Raw genomic sequence first — 20,854 nt, forward strand, 5'->3', positions numbered from 1 at the left:
GCAAGGACAAATATCAATATCGCGCAACAATGGTGAGCGTTTGCACCTCTTAAATTGCTTTATCAGTAAGGCTTTCAAAAGGGTGGTTAGTGTAATTCACCGACCACCATTTTGAAACTTTATTTAGGGGTTGCTGAATGACCGGGGATACAGCACTTCCCGGTGTTATGAGGTACAATAGCAACAATTAGTAAACCAGTTTTTTAAATGTTGAGGATTCATTAAGTCGAGTGCAACTGAGATTACTGTATCAACCATTTCTGTTGTAGTTGGAGCAAAACTGCGTAAAAAAGATTTGAGTTGTGACCACCATAACTCGATTGGATTAAAATCAGGAGAGTATGAGGATAAACAAATAACTTTCGCACCTACAGCTTCAATCATTGGTACAATTGATGCTAGTTTATGGGCAGGTAAGTTATCCATGACGACTACTGCTCCTGTCCATAAATTAGGCGCTAAAAACTTCTCAATGAATACATCAAATGCTTGGCTATCCATTGAGTTATTCATCGTCATTAACGCCACTACTTTTTTAATACTAATTGCTCCAATTACTGTGACTTTTGCACCTCTATAAAATGGTTTTTGGTCGTAAGCTCTTGTTCCTTGTTGCGAACGCGCATGAGTTCTTGCCAGACCTAATAAAACTCCTGTCTCATCTAGGAATACTAAGTTATCTGGATCTATATCTCTGACCTGTTCCCAATATTCTACTCTTAGTTTTTGAACTCTTTCTGTTGCTGCTTGACTACTCCGCAATGTTTTTTTTTACGATTTAATCCTAATTTTTGTAAGGCACGACACATTGCACTTCGACCTACCCAATTACCAGTTTTGTCTGCAAATAATTCACACAACTCTATCAATGTTGCATCTGGATGTGCTTCAACTAATTCTCTTAACTCTATGTCAGCATTTGTCAGATGACTAAATTGTGGTTTTCCTCGCGGCTTTGGTTGTAAATTTCCTTCAAGTTTTTGTTGTTTTACAAGCTTTTGCACTAAACTCTTTGAGACAGAAAATATGTTAGCTACTTTCCTGATTGAGATATTTTTTTGAATATGTGCTGCAACTATTTTTTCTCGAAGCTCGATAGAGTATGACTTCATTTAAAAGTATTTATATTTTAACCTAGTGTACCTTATAACAGGCGGAAGCGCTGTATCTGCCAAAGGTTCAAATCTGCCACCTAAGTATTTGGCGAGAAACCCTTCTGCGATCGCAACCCTCGCCTAAGCAATTTTCTAGTCTGGTAAACTAAAGACAGCGCCAGTTATGCTTCCTTCATTCGTTATATGTTTGCTGAAACCTCCTCACGCTACGTGACCCGCAACCCTGAAATTTTAAGTGGAGAGCCAATTATTATAGGTACTCGCACATCTGTTCGTGCCATTGTCGGTTTGTGGCGGTTGGGGATTATGCCAGAAGAAATCCTGAACCATTTGCCACATCTGACGCTAGCACAAGTGTTTGATGCTTTGAGTTTTTATCTCGATCATCAGGCAGAGATTAATGAATACATTGAGCGAAACCGAGTACCCGATGAATTAATACATCCATCTGTAAAAGCTATATTGGGGACATTGTGACGGTTTTTGCTGCACTTTACAGTGATGAGGATATGTCAGCATTGGTTGCTAGACTGTTGCGATCACGCGGTCTGGATATCGCAACTGTTCCTGAACAAGCAACCCTCGGCAAAACTGACCGTGAGCAACTTGAATTTGCAACTTCTGTAGGCAGATGTATTCTGACACATAACCATGTCGATTTTGAGCGGTTGCATCTCCAGTATATAGAGGAGAATAGAGAACATTTTGGTATTATCGTTGTGCCTCAGAAAAACGCTTATGAAGTGGCGCAACGGATTGGGATTCTGGTAAGTACACTAACGGCTGACGAAATTAAGAATCAGTTATTGTATGCATAAATCGTTTCAAATATTTACACCGCACAGTAATTACTCCAAGCCGGAGAAAGGAATACACCCAGCAAGGCAAAAGTAAAAAGTTAAAATTCACTCATCAAAAAAAGGTTTATAACTACTTTTGTATCGCTATGTTCAGCCAAATAATATGTGTGAAGCCAATCCAATGGCTCCTCCTGCTAGCACTAACCATGCTGAATTTATTTTAAATCTAAACACAGCGATCGCACTCAAAATTGCCAGAATAATTGTTAACCAATCTACCAGCGCAGCTCGTCCTAATGTGTATGTGACTCCTGCCATTAATCCTAAAGAAGCTGCATTTACACCATCCAAAAATCCACTTGCCCAAGGAGATTGACGCAACTTAGGAACCCAAGGATTAATCACCAACACCAGCACAAAAGCTGGCAAGAAAATGCCGATTGTACCTGCGATCGCTCCGGCATTTCCTGCTAGCAAGTACCCAATAAATGTTGCGGTGGTGAAAACAGGCCCCGGTGTAAACTGCCCGATCGCTACAGCATCTAAAAGCTGTTGTGATGTCAACCACTGGTTGCGCTCGACTAAATCTCGTTGCAGAAATGCCAGCAATACATAGCCACTACCATAGAGAACACATCCAATTTTGAGAAAAAAGACAAAGACGTTAATCCAACTGACTGATGTAACTGCTGCTGTTGTACTCCCAACCTGCGCCAGAATACCTGACATAGGTAACAGGAATGCTCCGCTTGTATGTCCTCTGGCTTGCCAATTCTTGAGTAGCATCACAGCGATACCTAGCAAAATCAGCACCAAAATTTCATTCAATCCAGCTAAGTATGCTGCGATCGCAGCTATCCCTGCAATAATCGTCGGTACGTCTTTGGCTGCCTTTTTCCCCAAATTCCACACAGCCTGAATCACGATCGCAATAATTACAGGTTTAATTCCATAGAGCAGCCATTCTACCTGGGGAACTGTTTGATAACGAGCATAAATGGCGGCTAATGCCCAAACAATTAACATCGCAGGTAGAATAAAGCAGCTACCCGCAACTACTAAACCACGCCATCCGGCTCGTTCGTAGCCAATGTGAATGGCTAATTCCGTCGAGTTGGGGCCTGGAATCAAATTCGTAATTCCCAGTAAATCTAGCAGTTTCTCCCGGCTCATCCACTGACGGCGATTCACTACTTCATTGTCCATCATGGCGATGTGAGCAGCAGGGCCACCAAAAGCGATCGCTCCCAGTCGCAAAAACACCGCCGCCAGTTCTGTTAATCGCTGCTTCTGTTCTTTGGGAGTCAAAACCTTATAGGAAATCACTTCTTGCTCTTTCTGGATATCCTCAGCTTCTTGCGTCACTATAATTTTCCTGATTAATGATGATGACAAAACAAGAATATCGGATTTCGATAACGAAAATCTATATAATTAGAAATTAATTTGTTATACTATGCCATTGACTAAAAAACACTGCAATACAATCGAGATTACGGAGTATGTATGAGTGATGTCAAGAAAGTGAGCGATGAGTTTTCGGCAGGTGGACAGCCAACCCCAGAGACACTAAAACAGCTTGCTGATGAAGGGTATAAGTCTGTGGTGAATCTGCGATCGCTTGATGAAACTGGAGCCTTAGTAGACGAACAGCAACAAGCAAAAGCCGCAGGTCTTGAATATGTCAATGTTCCACTCAAGACAAATTCAGCCAACGACAACTTGACTGCAACAGTTCTCTCAGAATTAGAGGAATTGCCGACTCCTGTATATTTTCATTGCGGTGCAGGAGGACGAGCCAGTGCCTTAGCGCTCATTGCCTTTGCAACTCAACAAAAGCTAAACCGTGAACAGGTTTTAGCAAGAGCAAAAGAACTTGATATCAACCCAGGTCAACCTTATCTCCAGAAGTTTTTAGAAAGCTTATCGTGAGTAGTGGTGAGTAGAGGAGATGACAATACGGTTTGGTTAAGGTTTTTTGATGAAAATCTAGATATAAAGACGCGATAAATCACCGTCAAGACGAAAAATTGATCCTTGTAGAGACGGCGATTTATCGCGTCTCTACTCCTCGAACAATTCGCCAAATAATTCGCGTACCTTTTCTTTGGCATCCTCTAGAGTCATTTTTCCTAAATCAGTAGCTCGGTAGAGTCGTCGGCTTTGCCGTCCCGATCTCTGCTCAACGGAATATAGATATCCCTTGCGCTCCATATCATGCAACATTGGATAGAGTGTTCCGGCACTGAGTTTATAGCCGTGACGTGCCAGTTCTTCAATAATGCCTAGCCCAAAAATTGGCTCCTGAACTGCATGATGCAGAATATGAAGCCGAATTAAGCTTGAGTAGAACTCTCGTCCATTCATTAGGCAAGGCTTTTGCGACACTTAGAATTTCATTTTCGCTCATCGCGCTGGGCATTGTGGGATTTTTTTATTCAACTGTCCAAGCAGCCTCATAAGTATTAGTAAACTTATGACGACAGGACTCAATTCTTCTGTCTAAGCAGATGTAGAAGCGTGCGAAATCTAGGTTTCTCAAATATTTGTCGCTAAAAAGTGGTCAGTGAATTACACTAACCACCATGCGTGAGACTTTATTTAACAATTCCTGAATGACCGGGGATATCTGTCAAAGGTTCAAACCTACCGCCTATGTATTTGGCGAGAAACTCTTCTGCGATCGCAAAAAAGTGCAACCGATTTTCTGGTCTGGCAAAACCATGTCCTTCATCTGTATAAAGTGCATATTGTACTGGTAAACCAGCTTGCTGCATTGCGTTGACAATTTGATCGCTTTCTGATTGTTTCACTCGCGGATCATTTGCACCTTGACCGATGAGTAAAGGTTTTTGAATTCGGTCAGCAAAGAATAAAGGCGATCGCGATTTCAAAAATTCCTCTTCTGTCTCTAAGTTACCGACGCGATGATAAAGCATTGCCTTTAATGGTTCCCAATAAGGCGGTATAGTTTCTATCAAAGTAATTAGGTTACTCGGCCCCACAATATCCACACCAGCCGCAAAGATTTCTGGTGTAAAAGTTAACCCCACTAAGGTGGCGTAACCGCCATAAGAACCGCCCATAATCGCAATCTTTTGCGGGTCGGAAATGCCTTTTTCCACTAGCCAGTTCACGCTGTCAATCAAGTCATCGTGCATTTTGCCAGCCCATTCCCGATTTCCGGCATTTAAAAATGCTTTACCGTAGCCAGTAGAACCGCGAAAGTTCACTTGCAGAACGGCATAACCCCGGTTAGCTAGCCATTGCGCTGTGGGAGAGAAACCCCAAGTATCCCGCGCCCAAGGGCCACCATGAACCAGTAATACTGTTGGTAGATTCTGGGTAGGTATTCCTACAGGGGTTGTCAGGTAACTGTGAATAGTTAAACCATCCCGCGCTTCGTAAGAAATCGGTTGCATTGAAGCTAACTGCAACGTTTCGAGTTTGGATTGGTTGCTAAAGAGGAAAGTGCTAGTTTTGGACTCTCGGTTATAGGCATAGTAATAAACTGGGCCATCGTCAGTTCTATAAGCTACTAGCCAGGTTTTGTCTTCCAAGTCGCGGCTAATTATAGAGAATTCTCCAGGACGCACCTTAGCGATTTCCTCAAAATCTGCGGCGATGCTTTGGTCAATTACCTGCCATTCCTGTTTATCTTTGTAGAAAGAAACTGCTTGGATAACTCGCGTTAATGGCTGAATGATTATCCCCACGACATCATACTGCTCATCTTCAGCAATGACAGTTTCTTGACGGGTGTCTAGGTCAACAGCTAGCAGACGTTTGGCGTTAGCATCGTGATTCCCTTGAATGTAAAGGGTTTTACCATCATCTGAGAAGCTAACAGAATTCCCTTCTTCTTCTGACCCCCAGTGGCGGAGAGTTTCCCACTGTTTATCTGATTTCTGCAATAAGAGGTCGTAACCACCATCGGGTGTACTAGCTGTCGCTGCACGTATTTGGAAATCAGCGTCAGATGTCCAACTGATAATGTTACCGGGGTTATCGGTGTCGAACTCAACTGCACCATTTTTAAGGTTGATACGGTAAACGTCAAACTTTTGAGGATTGTTTAAGTTCAACGCTACCAGCACTTCATCTGGAAATTTAGGTTCCAGTTCCACAAGTCCGGTTTTCACACCCTGGAATGGCGTTAAGTCACGCACAATCTTGGAGTGAATATTAACCAAGTGGAGGTGAAAGTTCTCGTCACCATCCGAGTCCTGCATATAAATCAACTGGTTGGCATTATAAGTCCAGAAGAAAATGCGGATACCGCGCTTTTTGTCGGCAGTCAGTATCTGGTCGTCTTCTTGTCCTACAGTTCGCAACCATACCTGCAATACATTTTTCTCATCGGGGGCAATATATGCCAAGTACTTGCCATCAGGGGAAAGTTGTGGGCTGGTTTTTTCGGGATTCCCAAACAGAATTTCGCGCGGAATCAACGGTGATAGGGAGGGCGCTTGAGCAGATGACATATTTTCATCCTCTACTTGACTACCCTATTGTCACTTAGTGGTGAAAATGACAATTCATCCTATTGGATGAACCTCATTGGAAAATAAGGGATCAGGTATTGATCTCCTGAACGAGTTTTTTATACTCGTGAACGAGGCTTTTAGCTCCATTCATCCACCTTTTATACTCGTGAATGAGGCTTTTAGCTCCATTCATCCACCTTTTATACTCGTGAATGAGGCTTTTAGCTCCATTCATCCACCTTTTATACTCGTGAATGAGGCTTTTAGCTCCGTTCATCCACCTTTTATACTCAGCGACGAGTCTTTTATCAGAAAAAGCTAGGTTCAAAACCTCGCCCCTTGTGGGCGAAAAAATCCTTGTTTCTCAAGGTAGGTAAAAACCCCACCCCTTGTGGGTGGCTGAATTAATTGCGAATTGCGAATTGCGAATTGCGAATTGGTTTTATACTCATTGACGGCAATTGTCGCAATGTCCGCAGCGCAGGTTAGCAGCTTCTTTGTCAAAACCAAAGGCATTTAGCAAAAACTGCCAGCGACACTGCTTAGTTGTTAGATATTGATGCATCTGTTTAGCAGCATTTAATTGAGTCGCTGGCTGATTTCCCGCTTTTTGAGCAATGCTGTAATGAAAAGGATCAAGCCAGTTTAGCTGACCACTGCTATGGAGTAAAGCTAGCGCCGTAGCACCTTCAGGAAATTGTCGAGTTACTGTATTCACTTCTCCCTGTTTTGGTAATTTTTTCACAAGTTGCTGCGCTATTTGCTGTTGCGATCGCATTTGTTCTTGAAAAAATTCCTGTCTTTGCTTATCCCCCGAATCTAACCACCCCGTAGGTTCACTTACCAATGTCAACGCTTCTGCTGGTTTCCCATCCCTTCCAGCGCGGCCAATTTCTTGCACATATTCAGATAACAAATGTGGTGCGTGAAAATGTGCCACCCAGCGAACATTACTTTTATTTATCCCCATACCAAACGCACACGTACAGACAACAAAGAGGATTTTGCCACTTAACCAACTTGCTTCTACTTCACGGCGTTCAGTTGCACCCAATCCCGCATGATAACTAGCTGTGGCATAACCCATCTCTGCTAACCATTGGGCTAAATCTTCGCTATCTCTCCGAGTGCGAACATAAACTAATCCCGATTGTTGGGGTCTATTTTGAATAAACTTTAATAATTGTTGTTTTCTACCTCGTGGTGTCCAAGCAATGCGAACGCTGGGATGCAAATTCGGACGGTAGGGATTCAACCGGAAAATCTCTGGTTGCTGTAATTGTAAAACTGTTTGAATAATCTTTTGGGCTGAGGGGTCAGCAGTCGCGGTAAAAGCGGCGATACTAATTTTTGTTCCTGGTGGTTTTGATTTTAGCAATGCCGGACGCACTGCCCCTAATCTGCGATAAGCTGGGCGAAAAGTATCACCCCACTGCACTAAACAATGAGCTTCATCCAAAATTAAGCCATTAATTTGCAATTCTGGCTGACATAATTTTTCCCACACTGGCGGACTGAGTAAAGTTTCTGGTGACAAATACAGTAATCTTAGCTGTTGACGTTCCAAAGCTTGTAGCGTTGTACGGCGTTGGAATGAAGATAATTCACTATGCAAAAGTGCTGCTTTTTGATGGCTTTGTAGTAGTTCCTGAACTTGGTTTTCCATCAAAGCAACTAAGGGCGAAACTACTAAGGTTAATCCTGTTTGTAGCAGTGCAGGAAGTTGAAAACAAATCGACTTGCCGCCACCTGTGGGCATAATAATCAGCGCATCTTTTTGTGCCAATAAACTGCTGACAATTTCTCCTTGTGGTGGACGAAAATCTTCATAACCCCAGATTTTTTTAAAAGCAGCAAGAACTTCTTGCCAAGATTTTGTTGTAGGCTGATTCATAATCAATAGTAGATGCACCAATATACTTGAACACTGAATATAGCCTCTACTATCCAGCTACTGGTTCAGTAATTTCATCATCTTAGTTTGCAAAGCACTGACTGTAATAATGAATTATTAGGCATCAACATATTAAATAAAAAATTCAGCCAAATGAACGAAGAATTAAAACACAAGTTTTACATCAGCACCGATAAATCTAAATTAGATACTCAAATTATTCATGATTTTTTACAAACTTCCTATTGGGCTGAAAACATCCCGTTAGCTACTGTTGAAAAGTCAATACAAAACTCTTTATGTTTTGGAATTTATGAAGATAATCAACAAGTTGGCTTTGCGAGAGTCATTACTGATTATGCAACTTCTGCGTTATTAAAAGATGTTTTTATTCTTGAACCTTATCGAGGACAGGGTTTAGGAAAATGGTTTGTAGAATATATTTTGGAATATCCAGAACTGCAAGACGTGCAAAGATGGTTGTTAGGGACAAAAGATGCTCATGGACTTTATCGCCGTTATGGTTTTAAAAATTTGACAGAGCCGGAAAAAATCATGATGCGTTTAAATTCTAATGTTGATCAATCATGAGTCAGAGGATATTTTAAAAGTATCAAACGATTAGAAGTCGCTACTACACAAATATATGCGCTTTGCTGCTTACCGCAGGGTAGTCCATGCAGCTGGACTAACACAAAATCAAAGTTTGGCTAACCTGCGGAGGCAGGTTTTGTTTGTATAGCCGCGACTTCTAGTCGCCAAATCTACTGATTTGGGGAATGAAAAGGACAACCACCTGCTGTTAATTTCTGAAGAAAGACATTATTATCAAAATAATGCTCTAAAGACTCAATCTTCAAATCATCAGTCACACGAGCAATACTAATTCCTACTATTTCTATGGTTTCCCCTGTGGGCGTATAGTCTTTGTAGGAACCATTAAATGTTCCCCAATGTCGCCACTTAAAGGTTACATTAGGCGGCCCCGAAAGGATTTCTGTTAATTCCCAAAGGAAGCCATTAGGAAAAGCATTGTGAAAAACTTGAAATGACGATTCAAAGGTTTCTGTTTCAGAGCTATACTGCTCACTTTCACCCAAAAATAGGTTATAAGTCCCTTCAGTTGCGACATCCTGAGCAGTGAATTGTTGCCCTCCATTGGTACTCATTTTAAACTTATCAGTAACAATCGAAAGCCACTGTTCAGGGATTAGATTTATTAGAAGCTTCCATCTCAAAATTTCGGACTAAGTTTTGAGCGATCGCTTCTAAAGAACCTTCCGGATGTTGAAATTTACTTTCTTGATGAAGAAATTCATTGGTGTAAGAATAATCCGGGCGTTTTCCTTCTCGCCACTGTACTTCTTCATCATGAGCAATGACTATATCTCTATCTTGTACCCAGAGTGGCAATTCTGTAGTTTTTTCGCTACTCATACAAGCTGACTGATTATAAACGTCGTTTCTTAGAATAAAGTTTTATGGATATAAGTAAATATAAAAATCTAAAAAAGCAAACAATATTAATAATCAAATCAATATTGCATAAAGCTCCTTGAGCTAGAAACTTATCCTATTGAATTTAGAAGCTTTTTAGTCTGCAAAAAAATTGCTGTACTTAAATCAAATCTAATTGCATTATATTCCCTTCAGCAAAACCGAGGCTAGAGTAAACGGGTTTACCCAATGGCGAGGCATTAAGAACCACTCGTGTACAACCGATCGCTTTTAAATATTCAATTGCTTTATTAGTTAGGTCTTTGGCTATGCCTTGTCTGCGGTAAGATTGTTCAACGTAAACACCCCAAATATATCCAAATTTGCGGTATTCATCTTTAAAAACATTTGGGTATAAACCTGCAAATAGTTGACAACTTGCAGAACCCACAACTGTATTATCAACCTCTGCAACAAAAGCTTGATAAAATAAATCCCGACGCGCTTTTTCTATGAATTGAAGGGTAATGTTTTCCCACTCTAGGTGGATATTACTCTCATCAACACCAATATCTAACCACATTTGGTAAGAGTGTTTTGCAATCAGTGAGTTTTCTTTGATTGTGGCTTCTCTAATAGTGATTTGTTCTTCTGTTAGCATAAATTTTCAACAAATTTTTGGAATCCACACCTGTACCGTTTCTCGCTTATGTAAGGACACGACATATTCCCTACACCTTGCGATATAGTTTTGTACTGCATCTTAATGGGAACCGCTAAAACTCCCTCCCAAATTGGGAAGGAGTTTTTTAGCATCAGTTAAAAACAAGATGCGGTGCTTGTATTATGGACAGTTTGACAGATACGATCTTAGACTTTCTGTGCAGATACTTCCTCTGGCTTTTTTTGAGTTTGCAAAGATGCATACAACCTATTTAACGCATTTACATAAGCTTGCGCTGAGGCGACGATGATATCTGTGTTCGCTGCATGACCAGAAAAGACTTTAGATTCATAACGTAAACGAATCGTCACTTCTCCAAGGGCATCAATACCACCTGTTACCGACTGTACAGAAAACTCAATCAATTGGTTAGGCACATTCACCACACGGTTGATGGCTTTATAAACTGCATCCACCGGCCCAGTACCGATCGCAGCATCGGTTAATTCTTCGCCTTCTGGGGTACGCAAGGTAACTGTAGCAGTAGGACGGGCGTTGCTACCACAGGAAACTTGCACTAACTCTACCCGGAATAAATCGGGTGCTTGTTGGATTTCATCGTTAACAATCGCTTCCAAATCCCAATCAGAAATTTCTTTCTTTTTATCTGCTACTTCTTTGAATCTGACGAATGCTTTATTTAATTCAGTATCCGACAGTTCAAAGCCCAATTCTTTTAACCGAGTCCGGAAAGCATTTCTGCCTGAATGTTTGCCCAAAACTATTTGATTGTCTGTTAAACCAATCAATTGGGCATCCATAATTTCATAAGTCAGTTTGTTTTTTAACACACCATCTTGGTGAATTCCTGACTCATGGGCAAAGGCATTAGCCCCGACGATCGCTTTATTTGGTTGTACCAACATTCCCGTCAAATTGGAAACTAAGCGTGAGGTTTTATAAATTTGTCGGGTGTCGATATTTGTCAGGGATTCTTGAGATTCTTCTGGTCTACCGAGATAAGGATTAAAATATTGCCGCCGCACATGCAATGCCATCACCAATTCTTCTAATGATGCATTTCCGGCGCGTTCGCCAATGCCATTGATGGTACACTCTAGTTGCCGTGCGCCATTTTTCACGGCTTCTAAGAAGTTAGCAACTGCCAAACCTAAATCATTATGACCGTGAACGGAAATAATCGCTTGGTTGATGTTGGGGACATTTTCAATAATGCCCTTAATCATGGCTCCAAATTCGCTAGGGGTTGTGTAACCCACAGTATCGGGAATATTAACTGTTGTTGCACCAGCTGCGATCGCAGCCTCTAATACTTGGTACAAAAATTCTGGATCGGTACGAGCCGCATCCATCGGTGAAAATTCTACATCACTCATGAAGGACTTGGCATAAGCTACCATTTCTTGGGCGATCGCTAGTACTTCTGCCCGTGACTTCCGCAACTGATACTCTAAATGAATATCAGAAGTGGAAATAAATGTGTGAATCCTGGCGTTAACTGCTGGTTTTAAGGCTTCAGCAGCCGCTTCAATATCTGCTTTAATGGCTCTTGCCAAACTACAAATTACTGGCCCGTTTTCTGTGCCGACAATTTGAGCAATTTTCTTGACTGCTTCAAAATCTCCGGGACTTGCAAAGGCAAAGCCTGCCTCAATTACATCTACACCCAGACGCGCTAATTGCTTGGCAATAACTAGCTTTTCGTCTATATTCAAAGTCGCTCCGGGACATTGCTCTCCATCTCGCAATGTTGTATCAAAAATGATGATTCGATCTGTTTTGTTTGTCATCTGCTGTTTGTTGTTTAGTGTTTGCTTAGGGTGTAATATATCTTCAACCTTAGTTTTTCTTTTACTCTTAACTTTTGTAAATAATTGCTAAGACTACTAACCTTCGGTTTTTTCTATTTGATCTCTGATATCATTTAAATCTATATATCTATCAGTAGCATTGCGTAGTTCTCTAGCAATCATTCCTTCAGTTGAGACTACTGTAATATGTGTATTTTTTGAGCGTAATAGTTCGATTGCTCGTTCAAAATCTCCGTCGCCACTGAATAATACTACTCGGTCATACTGGTCTACTGTATTAAACATATCTACAACAATTTCAATATCTAAATTCGCTTTTTGCGAGTAACGACCGGAGGTATCATCATAGTATTCTTTAAGAATTTTAGTTCTAACTGTATATCCTAGACTAATTAGAGCATCTCTAAAACCTCGCTGATCTTGTGGGTCTTTTAAGCCAGTGTACCAGAATGCATTAATTAATGTTGTTTCTGATTGCTCATGTTTGAAATATTCTAAGACTCGCCGTGGGTCAAAAAACCAGCCATTTTTTTGTTGAGCATAGAACATATTGTTTCCGTCTACAAAAATAGACAGACGATTCACTTGGAGAACCCATACAAATTTACACCTAATATATATATATGAATTTAGATGGAACAATAAATTATAGCAATTTTCAAATGCCTTGTTTGCTAATCTTTATAAGATAGCTCTTCATCTATAGCTTTTATCCTACCTCTTTCAAGGCATGAAAACGTCTACAACATTGGAGTTGAGATCCTGGGTGCTAACCTTATTCACCTCCAGTACTACAAGAGCTACCCGGCGATCAAAATCTACCAATAAAATTGACTCAGTAACAGCATTCATCGCTGCTTAACATTAAAGTTTACTCCTAAAGAGGTATAGAATAGGCTGACGGTAGGACATAAGTTAATGCTTATCTTTAAGTTTTGCATTCAGCAGTGCTGAATGCCGAGTCCTGTTAGCGATAGTAGGGCGTTTAATCGGTGCTGAGTCTTCGCTCATAACTAAAATAATCGGGATTGAATAAAGAACTTGTTTCTTTTTTCTTCGACTCAACTAGCTTGCTCTTGTACCAATGACTAAAGTTGTTCAACAATGATGTGCAATGTGTTAACTTAGCAGACTCATTGCTCGTAACTGTTTCGCTCACTATCAGGATAAGGTTTTTGGGTAGTACCAATATTGCGCCAGAGACAAAAGACTGACTTGGGACAGCTTTCGGTAAAACACCCAGTTAAAAACATACTTGTTGGTGGGGTGAGAGTAAAATTTTGTCACAACTAAATACACAATCAGAGTATATCCGGCTCTGATCTGTGAGACAATTACCAGTTGAAACTCATTCGACACAAAAATAAGTTAAGTAGTGCTTGAATACGAATCTCTTGGGGGCTAGCTCTGCCAATAAAAGTTTGTTGATGAATAAAAGATACTTTACAAATGTATAAGATTGTCATTTAATTGTTATTTCAATATGCTTACACTAAAACGTGGTCTGAATAAATAAAAGTGTTGGACTTAAATCAATCAGTAACACGACATGGCAGAAGAACCTACATCTACCTTAACTAAAAACTATGTCTCTGCTGCCAATAAACTGTCAAGTAAACCGACAAAAGTAACTTCGACAGCATCGGCTCGCCAGTCTCGGTGGATGCTTCGCTTAGGTCATCTCCTTGGTGGCGCTTGGGTAATGGGGGCAGCACTGCTGAGTGCTTCTGGTTGGGATTTGGTTGAATTGATAGAAAAAAAGACGCTTTCTGGCTTTTTTCAACTGCGTGGGCCGATTGTGCCTCCAGCAGACATTGTAATTTTAGCAATAGACGATCAATCAATATCAGTTCCCGCACAGTACTATAAAACAGATCCAAAACAATATGCCTACTTAGAAACACTGAAATCTTTTCCTTATCAACGTGCTGCTTATGCCCAAGTAATTACAAAATTAATCAAAGCAGGCGCCCGCTCTGTAGCAGTAGATGTGGTTTTTGATATGCCAAGTAGTTATGGAGCTACTGATGATCGCCAATTGCAGACAGCATTGCAAAAATATGGCAGCAAAGTTGCCTTAGCAGCCGTTTACGAAAATTCCCAGACGCATCAAGGGTCTTTTATGCAACTGACAGACCCACAAAAAATATTTCGCACAGGGTCAGTTTCCATTGGCTCAGTTAATTTCCCTGTGGAGGTGGATGGAAAAGTTCATCGATTGGCAAACGAGTTTTCTAAGTCGTTTGCTGAAGATAGTTTGATGGAGAAGCTAGCTTCTTTTGATGAAGCAGCACTCACGGCAGCACAAGTAAATTATCCTCCGCCAAAGGGCGATCGCATTTATTTTTGGGGGTCTGCGGGTACATTTGAGCAAATACCCTTTTGGCACGTACTCGAACCGGAAAACTGGAACACCTATTTGCAGCAGGGAAACTTCTTTAAAGACAAGATCGTGCTGATTGGTGCAACAGATCAGTTAAATAATGATTATCATCCAGTCGCTGTTAGCAATAGCAATAAACCCATGTCCGGCGTGGAAATTCACGCCAATGCGATCGCAACTTTGATGTCAGGTAAAGCGATCGCTCCAGCAATTCGCAGTCTACCATTGCAGGGTTTGTTTGTACTAATGCTAGTTGGTAGTACAACCTTAATGATTAGTAGACGCAAGCTTAGTATCAATCGATTTCTGTATAGCCTCGCACTGTCTGGCACTTGGGGAGGAATTAGTTATGGGTTATTTGTCTATGGTCAGTTAATTTTTCCTACTACTGTACCAATGATAGCGATCGCCATGACCGGACTTTCCTACTTAGGAACCTCAGTAGCCAGAGAAAGCATCAGAAAACGCCAATTAGTAGACATTTTTCAGAGGTATAAAACTTCCGCCGTTGTTCAAGAGATTATCAGTCAACAAAATGACTTGCAAGACTTAATCCAGCAACGAGATATAGCCTTATCAGGAAAAATCTTGGCTCGACGCTATAAAATTGTCAAAGTTCTCGGTTCTGGTGGATTTAGTGAAACTTACATTGCCGAAGATACTCAACGTCCTGGTAATCCGCAATGTGTAGTCAAACAGCTAAAACCAGCCAGCACTAAACCAGAAGCTTTACAACTTGCCAGACGCTTATTTAATTCAGAGGCGCAAACACTAGAAAAATTGGGAATTCATGATCAAATCCCTCAACTTTTGGCGTATTTTGAAGAAGATGATGAATTTTATTTAGTGCAAGAACGGATCATCGGTCATCCTTTAAAACAGGAATTGCTAGAAGGTAGAGCAATTGATGAAATTGCGGCGATCAAAATTGTCAGAGACTTATTGCAAACATTAACATTTGTCCATAAAAACAATGTGATTCACCGAGATATTAAACCCAGCAACATCATGCGGCGACATTCAGACGGGAAACTAGTATTAATTGACTTTGGTGCAGTAAAGGACGCCACCATAAAACCGCTTGACGATCAAGAACAAAGCCCTTTCACCATTGGTATTGGAACTCAGGGTTACGCACCAAGCGAACAATGTTTTGGTCGTCCACACTACAGTAGTGATATCTATGCAGTCGGGATGCTTGGGATTAAAGCCTTGACTGGTGTTGCACCCCGTGAGCTAAATAGAGATGCTGATGGAGAGATAAAATGGAGCAATCGCACTCAGGTAAGCCACTCCCTAGCTAAGGTTCTCAGTAAGATGGTGTTGAATGACTTCAAACAGCGATATCAATCAGCATCAGAGGCTCTTGAGGATCTTAGAGCTATTGGAGCTATTGATGATTTAGTAGATTCCCAATACGGATACCATATCCCACCAAAATGATTTATTAATGAATACTTTAGATGAATTAGGTACTTCTACAAAATCTTGCCCAGAACCATCCTCAGAAACTCCTTGAGAACGACACGGGGATAATATTCGATTCAAAAGGAACAGCGATCGCTCAATTATTGCTAAGTTATATTACATCGCACTTCTACGCAGCAACTGCACTGAAGAAAAAATTCAGCCGATTAAGCCATTGATGCCAGACATGAATTAGCCTTGCACGGTCAAATTCAAAAATTTCTGCTTCTTCACCTGGCAAGGCTACGACAATGAGAGCATGGTTAATTTTGCAGTTCAAGAGGCGATCGCTATAATACCGATTTATCGCACCACCATAAGCAGCTAGTTGTAAAGGCTTGTCATAAAGCTTATCAATTCTCAGTTTCGGTTCTTCGGCTGTAGTCCATTCAATTAAATGGGGAACACCTTGATAACGAGCAACTAAATCAACTTTTGCGGCGTAAAGTTCCTGATAGTTAGGCACAAGTTGCTCAACCAGTTGAACATCGCTAAGTTGATTTAACACAGATTGAACGCTATCCCAGTAAGGCTGAATCAGGCTGCTGTCAGGTTTGGGCGAGTAACCTCGCTGGTGTTCTTTAATTAACTGATGTAAAGCATTTCCTCGACGGCGGCTGTTAGCTGCAATTCGATTTGCTTCTGCATCGCCAACTTTATTACGCCAATAGGAAAGGGCGGCAAGAGACTTTGGTGGCTGTGTCGCTTTTAAAACTGTGGTGACAGCAGGAAGAAGAACGCCACCATTGCCTTGATAGTAGCATCGTCCGTTGATGTAGGTAGATTTCATAAGTGTTGTGAATGACTACATCAACTAGCTTCGAGGGCTGCTGTCTGAGATTGTGTCTGAGTAAGCTATCCAGAGCGTCTGACTTGGTGTATGAGTGTGTATGACTTTTAATTAGCTCAGTTAAAATGATTAAAAATTGCGTAGTTAGAATATGACCAAACGAGGGCTTCAAGCATCTACACAAGGTATCGCAAAAGCAAATCAAGCTTTGATCCGTAATAATTTAAATAAGACTGCTTTAGCAAGAGATTTAGGACTGTCTCGCGCAACAGTTACCAATTTCTTTCGTGTGATACCAATTGAACGCCTCAATTTTGAAGAAATTTGTAAAAGGCTCGGTCTAAATTGGCAAGAGATAGTTGATATTCCAGTTTGCAAATCTCAAACAGAGGAACATCAAAATCCAACATCAGAAAATTATGATTTTGTGGGGCGTGAGGAAGCGATCGCACACCTCAACAATTTTGTTAACGAAGGTGCAAAAGTTATCTTAATCCAGGCAGAGGGTGGTGTAGGCAAAACTAAGTTAGCTAAAAAATGGTTTGAGCGTCAAGGTTTAAAAATGTTGGAACTAAAATTCCCAACGATGCTGGAGCAACTTAAAAGTGAGCTTCAGACTCAAAAAATCGGCTTTTTAATTAATAACTTAGAATCATCTCTTATAAATGGTCAATTCATAGAACCACATCAAAGCGACTATGTAGAACTATTAAAATCGCTAGCTGATACTAGTGTAAAATCAATTACACTTATTACAAGTCGTGAGCCACTGGATGATGATAGATTAAAATCAGAGGATATCAAACCTTATCACTTGGAAGGTTTGAAAGTAGACGCATGGAAAGATTTTTTCAAAATTAATAATATTAATATAGACATAAATGCTATTAGTGAAATGAACCAAGCCTATGGTGGAAATGCTGAGGCTATGTCTCTTATTTGTGCCGATATTAAGGGCGAGGAGTTTAAAAATGATTTAAATGCATATTGGCATAAATACAAAAACGATTTATTAGTCAATGCAAAGTTAGAGAATCTTGTTAAACGTCAGTTTGATAAATTTAAACGAGATAATGTCCAAGCCTATGGACTTTTATGTAGATTAGGATGTTACCGTTATCAATATATATCTGTAATATCTGAAAAAGGAATTTTTTGCTTACTTTGGGATGAGCAAAATGAGCGAAATCAACGTCGAATTATCAGGGAGTTAAAAAACAGGGCTTTAGTGAAGTTTAGCAGTGAAGGATACTATTTATATGAAGTTATCCGCCAAGAAGCGATAGAAAGACTTAATTAACAGATGATTGGAAACAATCTCACGCTGAAGCCGGAATATTTTTATCTACATTAATATCTAATAGCTACCAAATAATTATCCCAAAAATTAGTTTTACGAAAGTGAATGATATTGAAGAACAAATGTATCTAAATATAGAAAATGCAGAAACAGCAATTAAACAAGAACTTACTAGACAGGAAACAATTGCCTTAGAAGTTGTTCATCATGCTATGGAATTTTATGAATTAGATTGTTTTCAAGAGTTAAGACAAAAACCAAAAGTATTAGATAATCCTTTCTTCAAAGCTATCAGAAATATGGTTTTTGAATATGTTGAGTGTTACAGTAACTTAGGCATAGTACTTTATAAATTTGCATTAAATACACAAGTATTAGGAATAATCGATGAAAGGGAAGGAAATTTTAAGGAAAGTACTAAGAAATTTGAGTATTACCAAAGAAGTTTGAAAGTAAGCCAATGTTTTTTTAAAACAGCTTTGTTGATAGCGATAAGAGTTAAAGAGCATAAATTAATGATTAATTTACTTTGCTCTTTAGCTGAATGTCAGGATTTTACGGAAATGTTTTTACATCAAATTACAAAAAATAACGAAACTAAAGAAGCTTTTGATGAAATCAAAGTAAACTTAGAAAAAGTAGTACAAATATTTGATAATCTGTCGTTTGAGCAACAAATTGAGGAAGTAAAACAAGCAATTTATAGTCTAAGAATAAATGAAGAATATACAGTACATTCATACCAACATTTTTGACTTAATTAGCAGAATTTTAACTCACAAGTTTGACAAATCCGATCGCACATCGAAGACACCCTACTCTTACCCATCGCTGAAATAGAAAAACGACCATTCAAAAATTAAATCGCCTTCTTCTTGGCGTGAGGTAAAAATCAAACAAAGGCGGGTGCGGGGATTGAACCCGCTAATCCCCACAATGGTGGAGACGTAACCGATAACCCTAAATTCTTCGTCCCCGAAAGGCAAGTTGCGAACAAGGATAACCCGCCATGAAGTATGAAGGATAAAGTTTTTCATCCTTTACCCTTCAGCAATATCTACAATTCACCCGTAGCTAGCATCTGGATGATCCGAGGCGTACCTGGGTCGAACCCTGCCAAATCCCAAGACAGCGAATCTTCAGGATCTACCAAAGTAATTTGGTAAGGTGTCAAGGTGACATACACCGCCTTGACGTTAGGATTTACCTTTTTGCGGTACTCCTTCAGCGCTTGACTTGGGTGCTTATACCCAGCCCAGCTTTCCGAGTCAGTCCAAAAGCAGACAACATCCGCCTTGAACTTATTCTTAATCATCCATTCATAAGCTACAGATGCATCTGTTCCACCAAAGTTTTGGTTGCTAGCTTTGCGAACCGCAGAACTAAAACTATCTTTAGCAGTAATATCTAATTCACGGAATTCGGTAGCAAAGCCGCGAATCATGTAGTTTTTCTCTGCTTTTGCTGTTACTAATGCCATTGCGGTGGCAATTTCACAACAAGTCAGTCCCATATCCGCAACCAAATTACCCATAGAACCAGAAATGTCTACGGCGTGCATGAATACTTTACCTGTGGGTTGCACAACATCAAAAGACAGTTCAACCGCCTTTTCTAAAATGTCCACAATTCGAGGAACTGGATTCCAAGTTTTCTTACTGCGTCCTAATCTTCCACCAGATTCATAAGTTTTGAGTGCTTTCAAAACATCAATCGGATGGATGCGACCTTTACGCAGATGTTCTCTACGATTAAGAACTGCTTCCACTTGCAGCAAGTTGGCACTTTCATCAGCTCGCAACACACCCAGTTCAGTCAAAGAAACCAAGTTACGCAACATTGCACCTATTGGCATTTCCTGAAATAGCAACTGCCAAGCAAGCTGATCCATTTTGCCCACGGGTGCAGCCATTTCGTGGGTTAAGCGTCCTTGGGAAATAGCTTCATGGGTTTGAGTTGGATTCCGCTTGAGCCACTCATACCACCAAATCTGCGCCAACGCCTCTGAAGGGATATCTGCTGGCAATTCTTCCCAGCCTCTAACTACCCACTCAAATAGTTGACGGTGATTTTCTGTAGGCGGTTTGACATGGAATAACCGCAACGCATCTCGGTGAGAGAAGCCTTGACGCTGTTGATATTTCAACAGTTGATAAGCTAACCCTTTGACATCTTCCCTTGAGAGCCAAGTTTTACCAGCTTCCCGTACTACTTTGCCAAATCCCCGCAGAGATTTGGTGTAATTCAACCATTCGTAGAAGTGGCTACCAGTGCGGACAACTTGCCCAAAGATTTCACCAAACGCCTGTTTTGCTTCTGGTGCTTTATCCATCGAGAGCAACACCAAAGCTAATATAGGCGCACTGTTATTGATGGCGCGTCCATCGCTAGCATAGAGAATTTCTTCTGCTACACGGCTGGGATTTTCAGTAACAGCAAGTCTTACAACTGCCACAAAATCTTCAGTTAATTCCTGTTTTCCTGCGTAGTAAGTGCTTTTTGCTGTGCCAACCAAAAGACAGCGACGCAGCATTTTCCAAATGCCAGCATCAAACATAAAGCCGCCAGAACGTCCCTGAACCATTTCTGCTTCTCGTCCGGGGATAGGTTGATTTTGGGGTATAGTTGTTTTCTTTTTAGTGAAAAAATTGTAATTCATCGTTTCATCTCCCGGCCCTTGGGGGC

Annotated in this window: 20 protein-coding genes and 1 pseudogene; 7 read left to right on the forward strand and 14 right to left on the reverse strand. The window is 40.6% G+C overall.

What is annotated here, in order from left to right; translation table 11 throughout:
• Positions 1 to 165: 165 nt before the first annotated feature.
• Positions 166 to 762, reverse strand: coding sequence for an IS630 family transposase (locus ANSO36C_RS21960; protein ID WP_251955950.1), 597 nt, complete (start codon positions 760 to 762; stop codon positions 166 to 168).
• Entirely contained in the window at positions 720 to 1,112 is a 393-nt protein-coding gene (locus ANSO36C_RS21965) for a helix-turn-helix domain-containing protein (RefSeq protein WP_251955951.1), read from the reverse strand. The genes ANSO36C_RS21960 and ANSO36C_RS21965 overlap by 43 nt, the downstream gene beginning before the upstream one ends.
• A 186-nt stretch (positions 1,113 to 1,298) precedes the next feature.
• Between ANSO36C_RS21965 and ANSO36C_RS21970 the strand changes: the two genes are divergently transcribed.
• A complete protein-coding gene (locus ANSO36C_RS21970) occupies positions 1,299 to 1,592 on the forward strand; it encodes a DUF433 domain-containing protein (protein ID WP_251956229.1) in 294 nt (97 codons plus the stop codon).
• Complete coding sequence (locus ANSO36C_RS21975) at positions 1,589 to 1,933, forward strand: DUF5615 family PIN-like protein (RefSeq protein WP_251956230.1); 345 nt, start codon at positions 1,589 to 1,591, stop codon at positions 1,931 to 1,933. The genes ANSO36C_RS21970 and ANSO36C_RS21975 overlap by 4 nt, the downstream gene beginning before the upstream one ends.
• Before the next feature lie 132 nt (positions 1,934 to 2,065).
• Here the strand turns inward: ANSO36C_RS21975 and ANSO36C_RS21980 are convergent, their stop codons facing one another.
• Positions 2,066 to 3,280 carry a chromate transporter gene (locus tag ANSO36C_RS21980; protein WP_251956231.1) on the reverse strand — a complete coding sequence of 405 codons (1,215 nt, stop codon included), beginning with the start codon at positions 3,278 to 3,280 and terminating at the stop codon, positions 2,066 to 2,068.
• A gap of 141 nt (positions 3,281 to 3,421) precedes the next feature.
• On the opposite strand from ANSO36C_RS21980, the gene ANSO36C_RS21985 reads away from it, so the two are divergent.
• Positions 3,422 to 3,847 carry a protein tyrosine phosphatase family protein gene (locus ANSO36C_RS21985; protein ID WP_251956232.1) on the forward strand — a complete coding sequence of 142 codons (426 nt, stop codon included), beginning with the start codon at positions 3,422 to 3,424 and terminating at the stop codon, positions 3,845 to 3,847.
• Positions 3,848 to 3,979: 132 nt separating this feature from the next.
• Here ANSO36C_RS21985 and ANSO36C_RS21990 read toward each other — a convergent pair whose 3' ends face one another.
• The 3 genes from ANSO36C_RS21990 to ANSO36C_RS22000 form a co-directional block, all read right to left on the reverse strand.
• The gene (locus ANSO36C_RS21990; RefSeq protein WP_251956233.1) at positions 3,980 to 4,282 is read right to left on the reverse strand and encodes a PadR family transcriptional regulator; all 303 of its coding nucleotides are present in this window, start codon (positions 4,280 to 4,282) and stop codon (positions 3,980 to 3,982) included.
• Between the two features lie 230 nt (positions 4,283 to 4,512).
• Positions 4,513 to 6,399, reverse strand: a complete 1,887-nt coding sequence (locus ANSO36C_RS21995) for a S9 family peptidase (RefSeq protein ID WP_251956234.1) — start codon at positions 6,397 to 6,399, stop codon at positions 4,513 to 4,515.
• Between the two features lie 451 nt (positions 6,400 to 6,850).
• Complete coding sequence (locus ANSO36C_RS22000) at positions 6,851 to 8,296, reverse strand: RecQ family ATP-dependent DNA helicase (protein ID WP_251956235.1); 1,446 nt, start codon at positions 8,294 to 8,296, stop codon at positions 6,851 to 6,853.
• Between the two features lie 153 nt (positions 8,297 to 8,449).
• On the opposite strand from ANSO36C_RS22000, the gene ANSO36C_RS22005 reads away from it, so the two are divergent.
• Positions 8,450 to 8,887, forward strand: a complete 438-nt coding sequence (locus ANSO36C_RS22005; protein WP_251956236.1) for a GNAT family N-acetyltransferase — start codon at positions 8,450 to 8,452, stop codon at positions 8,885 to 8,887.
• Between the two features lie 173 nt (positions 8,888 to 9,060).
• Here ANSO36C_RS22005 and ANSO36C_RS22010 read toward each other — a convergent pair.
• The 5 genes and pseudogenes from ANSO36C_RS22010 to ANSO36C_RS33950 all read right to left on the reverse strand — a co-directional run bounded on the left by ANSO36C_RS22010 (position 9,061) and on the right by ANSO36C_RS33950 (position 13,081).
• Positions 9,061 to 9,733: pseudogene (locus ANSO36C_RS22010) on the reverse strand (SnoaL-like polyketide cyclase).
• A 181-nt stretch (positions 9,734 to 9,914) separates the two neighbouring features.
• Positions 9,915 to 10,394, reverse strand: a complete 480-nt coding sequence (locus ANSO36C_RS22015; RefSeq protein WP_251956237.1) for a GNAT family N-acetyltransferase — start codon at positions 10,392 to 10,394, stop codon at positions 9,915 to 9,917.
• A 209-nt stretch (positions 10,395 to 10,603) separates the two neighbouring features.
• Positions 10,604 to 12,208 carry a 2-isopropylmalate synthase gene (locus tag ANSO36C_RS22020; RefSeq protein ID WP_251956238.1) on the reverse strand — a complete coding sequence of 535 codons (1,605 nt, stop codon included), beginning with the start codon at positions 12,206 to 12,208 and terminating at the stop codon, positions 10,604 to 10,606.
• Positions 12,209 to 12,304: 96 nt separating this feature from the next.
• Positions 12,305 to 12,778: a LabA-like NYN domain-containing protein gene (locus ANSO36C_RS22025; protein ID WP_251960408.1), complete on the reverse strand. Its 474-nt coding sequence runs from the start codon at positions 12,776 to 12,778 to the stop codon at positions 12,305 to 12,307.
• 174 nt (positions 12,779 to 12,952) lie between these two features.
• Positions 12,953 to 13,081 carry a hypothetical protein gene (locus ANSO36C_RS33950; protein ID WP_267145330.1) on the reverse strand — a complete coding sequence of 43 codons (129 nt, stop codon included), beginning with the start codon at positions 13,079 to 13,081 and terminating at the stop codon, positions 12,953 to 12,955.
• A 697-nt stretch (positions 13,082 to 13,778) separates the two neighbouring features.
• On the opposite strand from ANSO36C_RS33950, the gene ANSO36C_RS22030 reads away from it, so the two are divergent.
• Positions 13,779 to 16,055, forward strand: a complete 2,277-nt coding sequence (locus tag ANSO36C_RS22030; RefSeq protein ID WP_251956239.1) for a CHASE2 domain-containing serine/threonine-protein kinase — start codon at positions 13,779 to 13,781, stop codon at positions 16,053 to 16,055.
• A gap of 154 nt (positions 16,056 to 16,209) precedes the next feature.
• On the opposite strand, the gene ANSO36C_RS22035 is transcribed toward ANSO36C_RS22030, so the two are convergent.
• Positions 16,210 to 16,869: an exonuclease gene (locus ANSO36C_RS22035; RefSeq protein ID WP_251956240.1), complete on the reverse strand. Its 660-nt coding sequence runs from the start codon at positions 16,867 to 16,869 to the stop codon at positions 16,210 to 16,212.
• Between the two features lie 151 nt (positions 16,870 to 17,020).
• Here ANSO36C_RS22035 and ANSO36C_RS22040 point away from each other — a divergent pair, with 151 nt between their 5' ends.
• Positions 17,021 to 18,169 (forward strand): helix-turn-helix domain-containing protein, encoded by a 1,149-nt coding sequence (locus ANSO36C_RS22040; protein WP_251956241.1) that lies wholly within the window; start codon positions 17,021 to 17,023, stop codon positions 18,167 to 18,169.
• A gap of 101 nt (positions 18,170 to 18,270) precedes the next feature.
• Positions 18,271 to 18,924 carry a hypothetical protein gene (locus ANSO36C_RS22045; protein ID WP_251956242.1) on the forward strand — a complete coding sequence of 218 codons (654 nt, stop codon included), beginning with the start codon at positions 18,271 to 18,273 and terminating at the stop codon, positions 18,922 to 18,924.
• Between the two features lie 66 nt (positions 18,925 to 18,990).
• Here the strand turns inward: ANSO36C_RS22045 and ANSO36C_RS22050 are convergent, their stop codons facing one another.
• Both ANSO36C_RS22050 and ANSO36C_RS22055 read right to left on the reverse strand, forming a co-directional pair.
• Positions 18,991 to 19,206 carry a hypothetical protein gene (locus ANSO36C_RS22050; protein ID WP_251956243.1) on the reverse strand — a complete coding sequence of 72 codons (216 nt, stop codon included), beginning with the start codon at positions 19,204 to 19,206 and terminating at the stop codon, positions 18,991 to 18,993.
• 20 nt (positions 19,207 to 19,226) lie between these two features.
• Complete coding sequence (locus ANSO36C_RS22055) at positions 19,227 to 20,828, reverse strand: TROVE domain-containing protein (protein WP_251956244.1); 1,602 nt, start codon at positions 20,826 to 20,828, stop codon at positions 19,227 to 19,229.
• Positions 20,829 to 20,854 lie beyond the last annotated feature (26 nt).

The sequence above is a fragment of the Nostoc cf. commune SO-36 genome (assembly GCF_023734775.1).
GTDB lineage: Bacteria > Cyanobacteriota > Cyanobacteriia > Cyanobacteriales > Nostocaceae > Nostoc > Nostoc commune_A.

What these genes read in the sequence shown, in the direction of transcription:
- ANSO36C_RS22020 (WP_251956238.1), bottom strand. Translation starts at nt 12,208, where the DNA reads ATGACAAACAAAACAGATCGAATCATCATTTTTGATACAACATTGCGA.
- ANSO36C_RS22050 (WP_251956243.1), bottom strand. Translation starts at nt 19,206, where the DNA reads ATGAAAAACTTTATCCTTCATACTTCATGGCGGGTTATCCTTGTTCGC.
- ANSO36C_RS22000 (WP_251956235.1), bottom strand. Translation starts at nt 8,296, where the DNA reads ATGAATCAGCCTACAACAAAATCTTGGCAAGAAGTTCTTGCTGCTTTT.
- ANSO36C_RS22040 (WP_251956241.1), top strand. Translation starts at nt 17,021, where the DNA reads ATGACCAAACGAGGGCTTCAAGCATCTACACAAGGTATCGCAAAAGCA.
- ANSO36C_RS21985 (WP_251956232.1), top strand. Translation starts at nt 3,422, where the DNA reads ATGAGTGATGTCAAGAAAGTGAGCGATGAGTTTTCGGCAGGTGGACAG.
- ANSO36C_RS21965 (WP_251955951.1), bottom strand. Translation starts at nt 1,112, where the DNA reads ATGAAGTCATACTCTATCGAGCTTCGAGAAAAAATAGTTGCAGCACAT.
- ANSO36C_RS33950 (WP_267145330.1), bottom strand. Translation starts at nt 13,081, where the DNA reads ATGAATGCTGTTACTGAGTCAATTTTATTGGTAGATTTTGATCGCCGG.
- ANSO36C_RS22035 (WP_251956240.1), bottom strand. Translation starts at nt 16,869, where the DNA reads ATGAAATCTACCTACATCAACGGACGATGCTACTATCAAGGCAATGGT.
- ANSO36C_RS22055 (WP_251956244.1), bottom strand. Translation starts at nt 20,828, where the DNA reads ATGAATTACAATTTTTTCACTAAAAAGAAAACAACTATACCCCAAAAT.
- ANSO36C_RS21990 (WP_251956233.1), bottom strand. Translation starts at nt 4,282, where the DNA reads ATGAATGGACGAGAGTTCTACTCAAGCTTAATTCGGCTTCATATTCTG.
- ANSO36C_RS22025 (WP_251960408.1), bottom strand. Translation starts at nt 12,778, where the DNA reads ATGTTCTATGCTCAACAAAAAAATGGCTGGTTTTTTGACCCACGGCGA.
- ANSO36C_RS21970 (WP_251956229.1), top strand. Translation starts at nt 1,299, where the DNA reads ATGTTTGCTGAAACCTCCTCACGCTACGTGACCCGCAACCCTGAAATT.
- ANSO36C_RS22005 (WP_251956236.1), top strand. Translation starts at nt 8,450, where the DNA reads ATGAACGAAGAATTAAAACACAAGTTTTACATCAGCACCGATAAATCT.
- ANSO36C_RS22030 (WP_251956239.1), top strand. Translation starts at nt 13,779, where the DNA reads ATGGCAGAAGAACCTACATCTACCTTAACTAAAAACTATGTCTCTGCT.
- ANSO36C_RS21995 (WP_251956234.1), bottom strand. Translation starts at nt 6,399, where the DNA reads ATGTCATCTGCTCAAGCGCCCTCCCTATCACCGTTGATTCCGCGCGAA.
- ANSO36C_RS22015 (WP_251956237.1), bottom strand. Translation starts at nt 10,394, where the DNA reads ATGCTAACAGAAGAACAAATCACTATTAGAGAAGCCACAATCAAAGAA.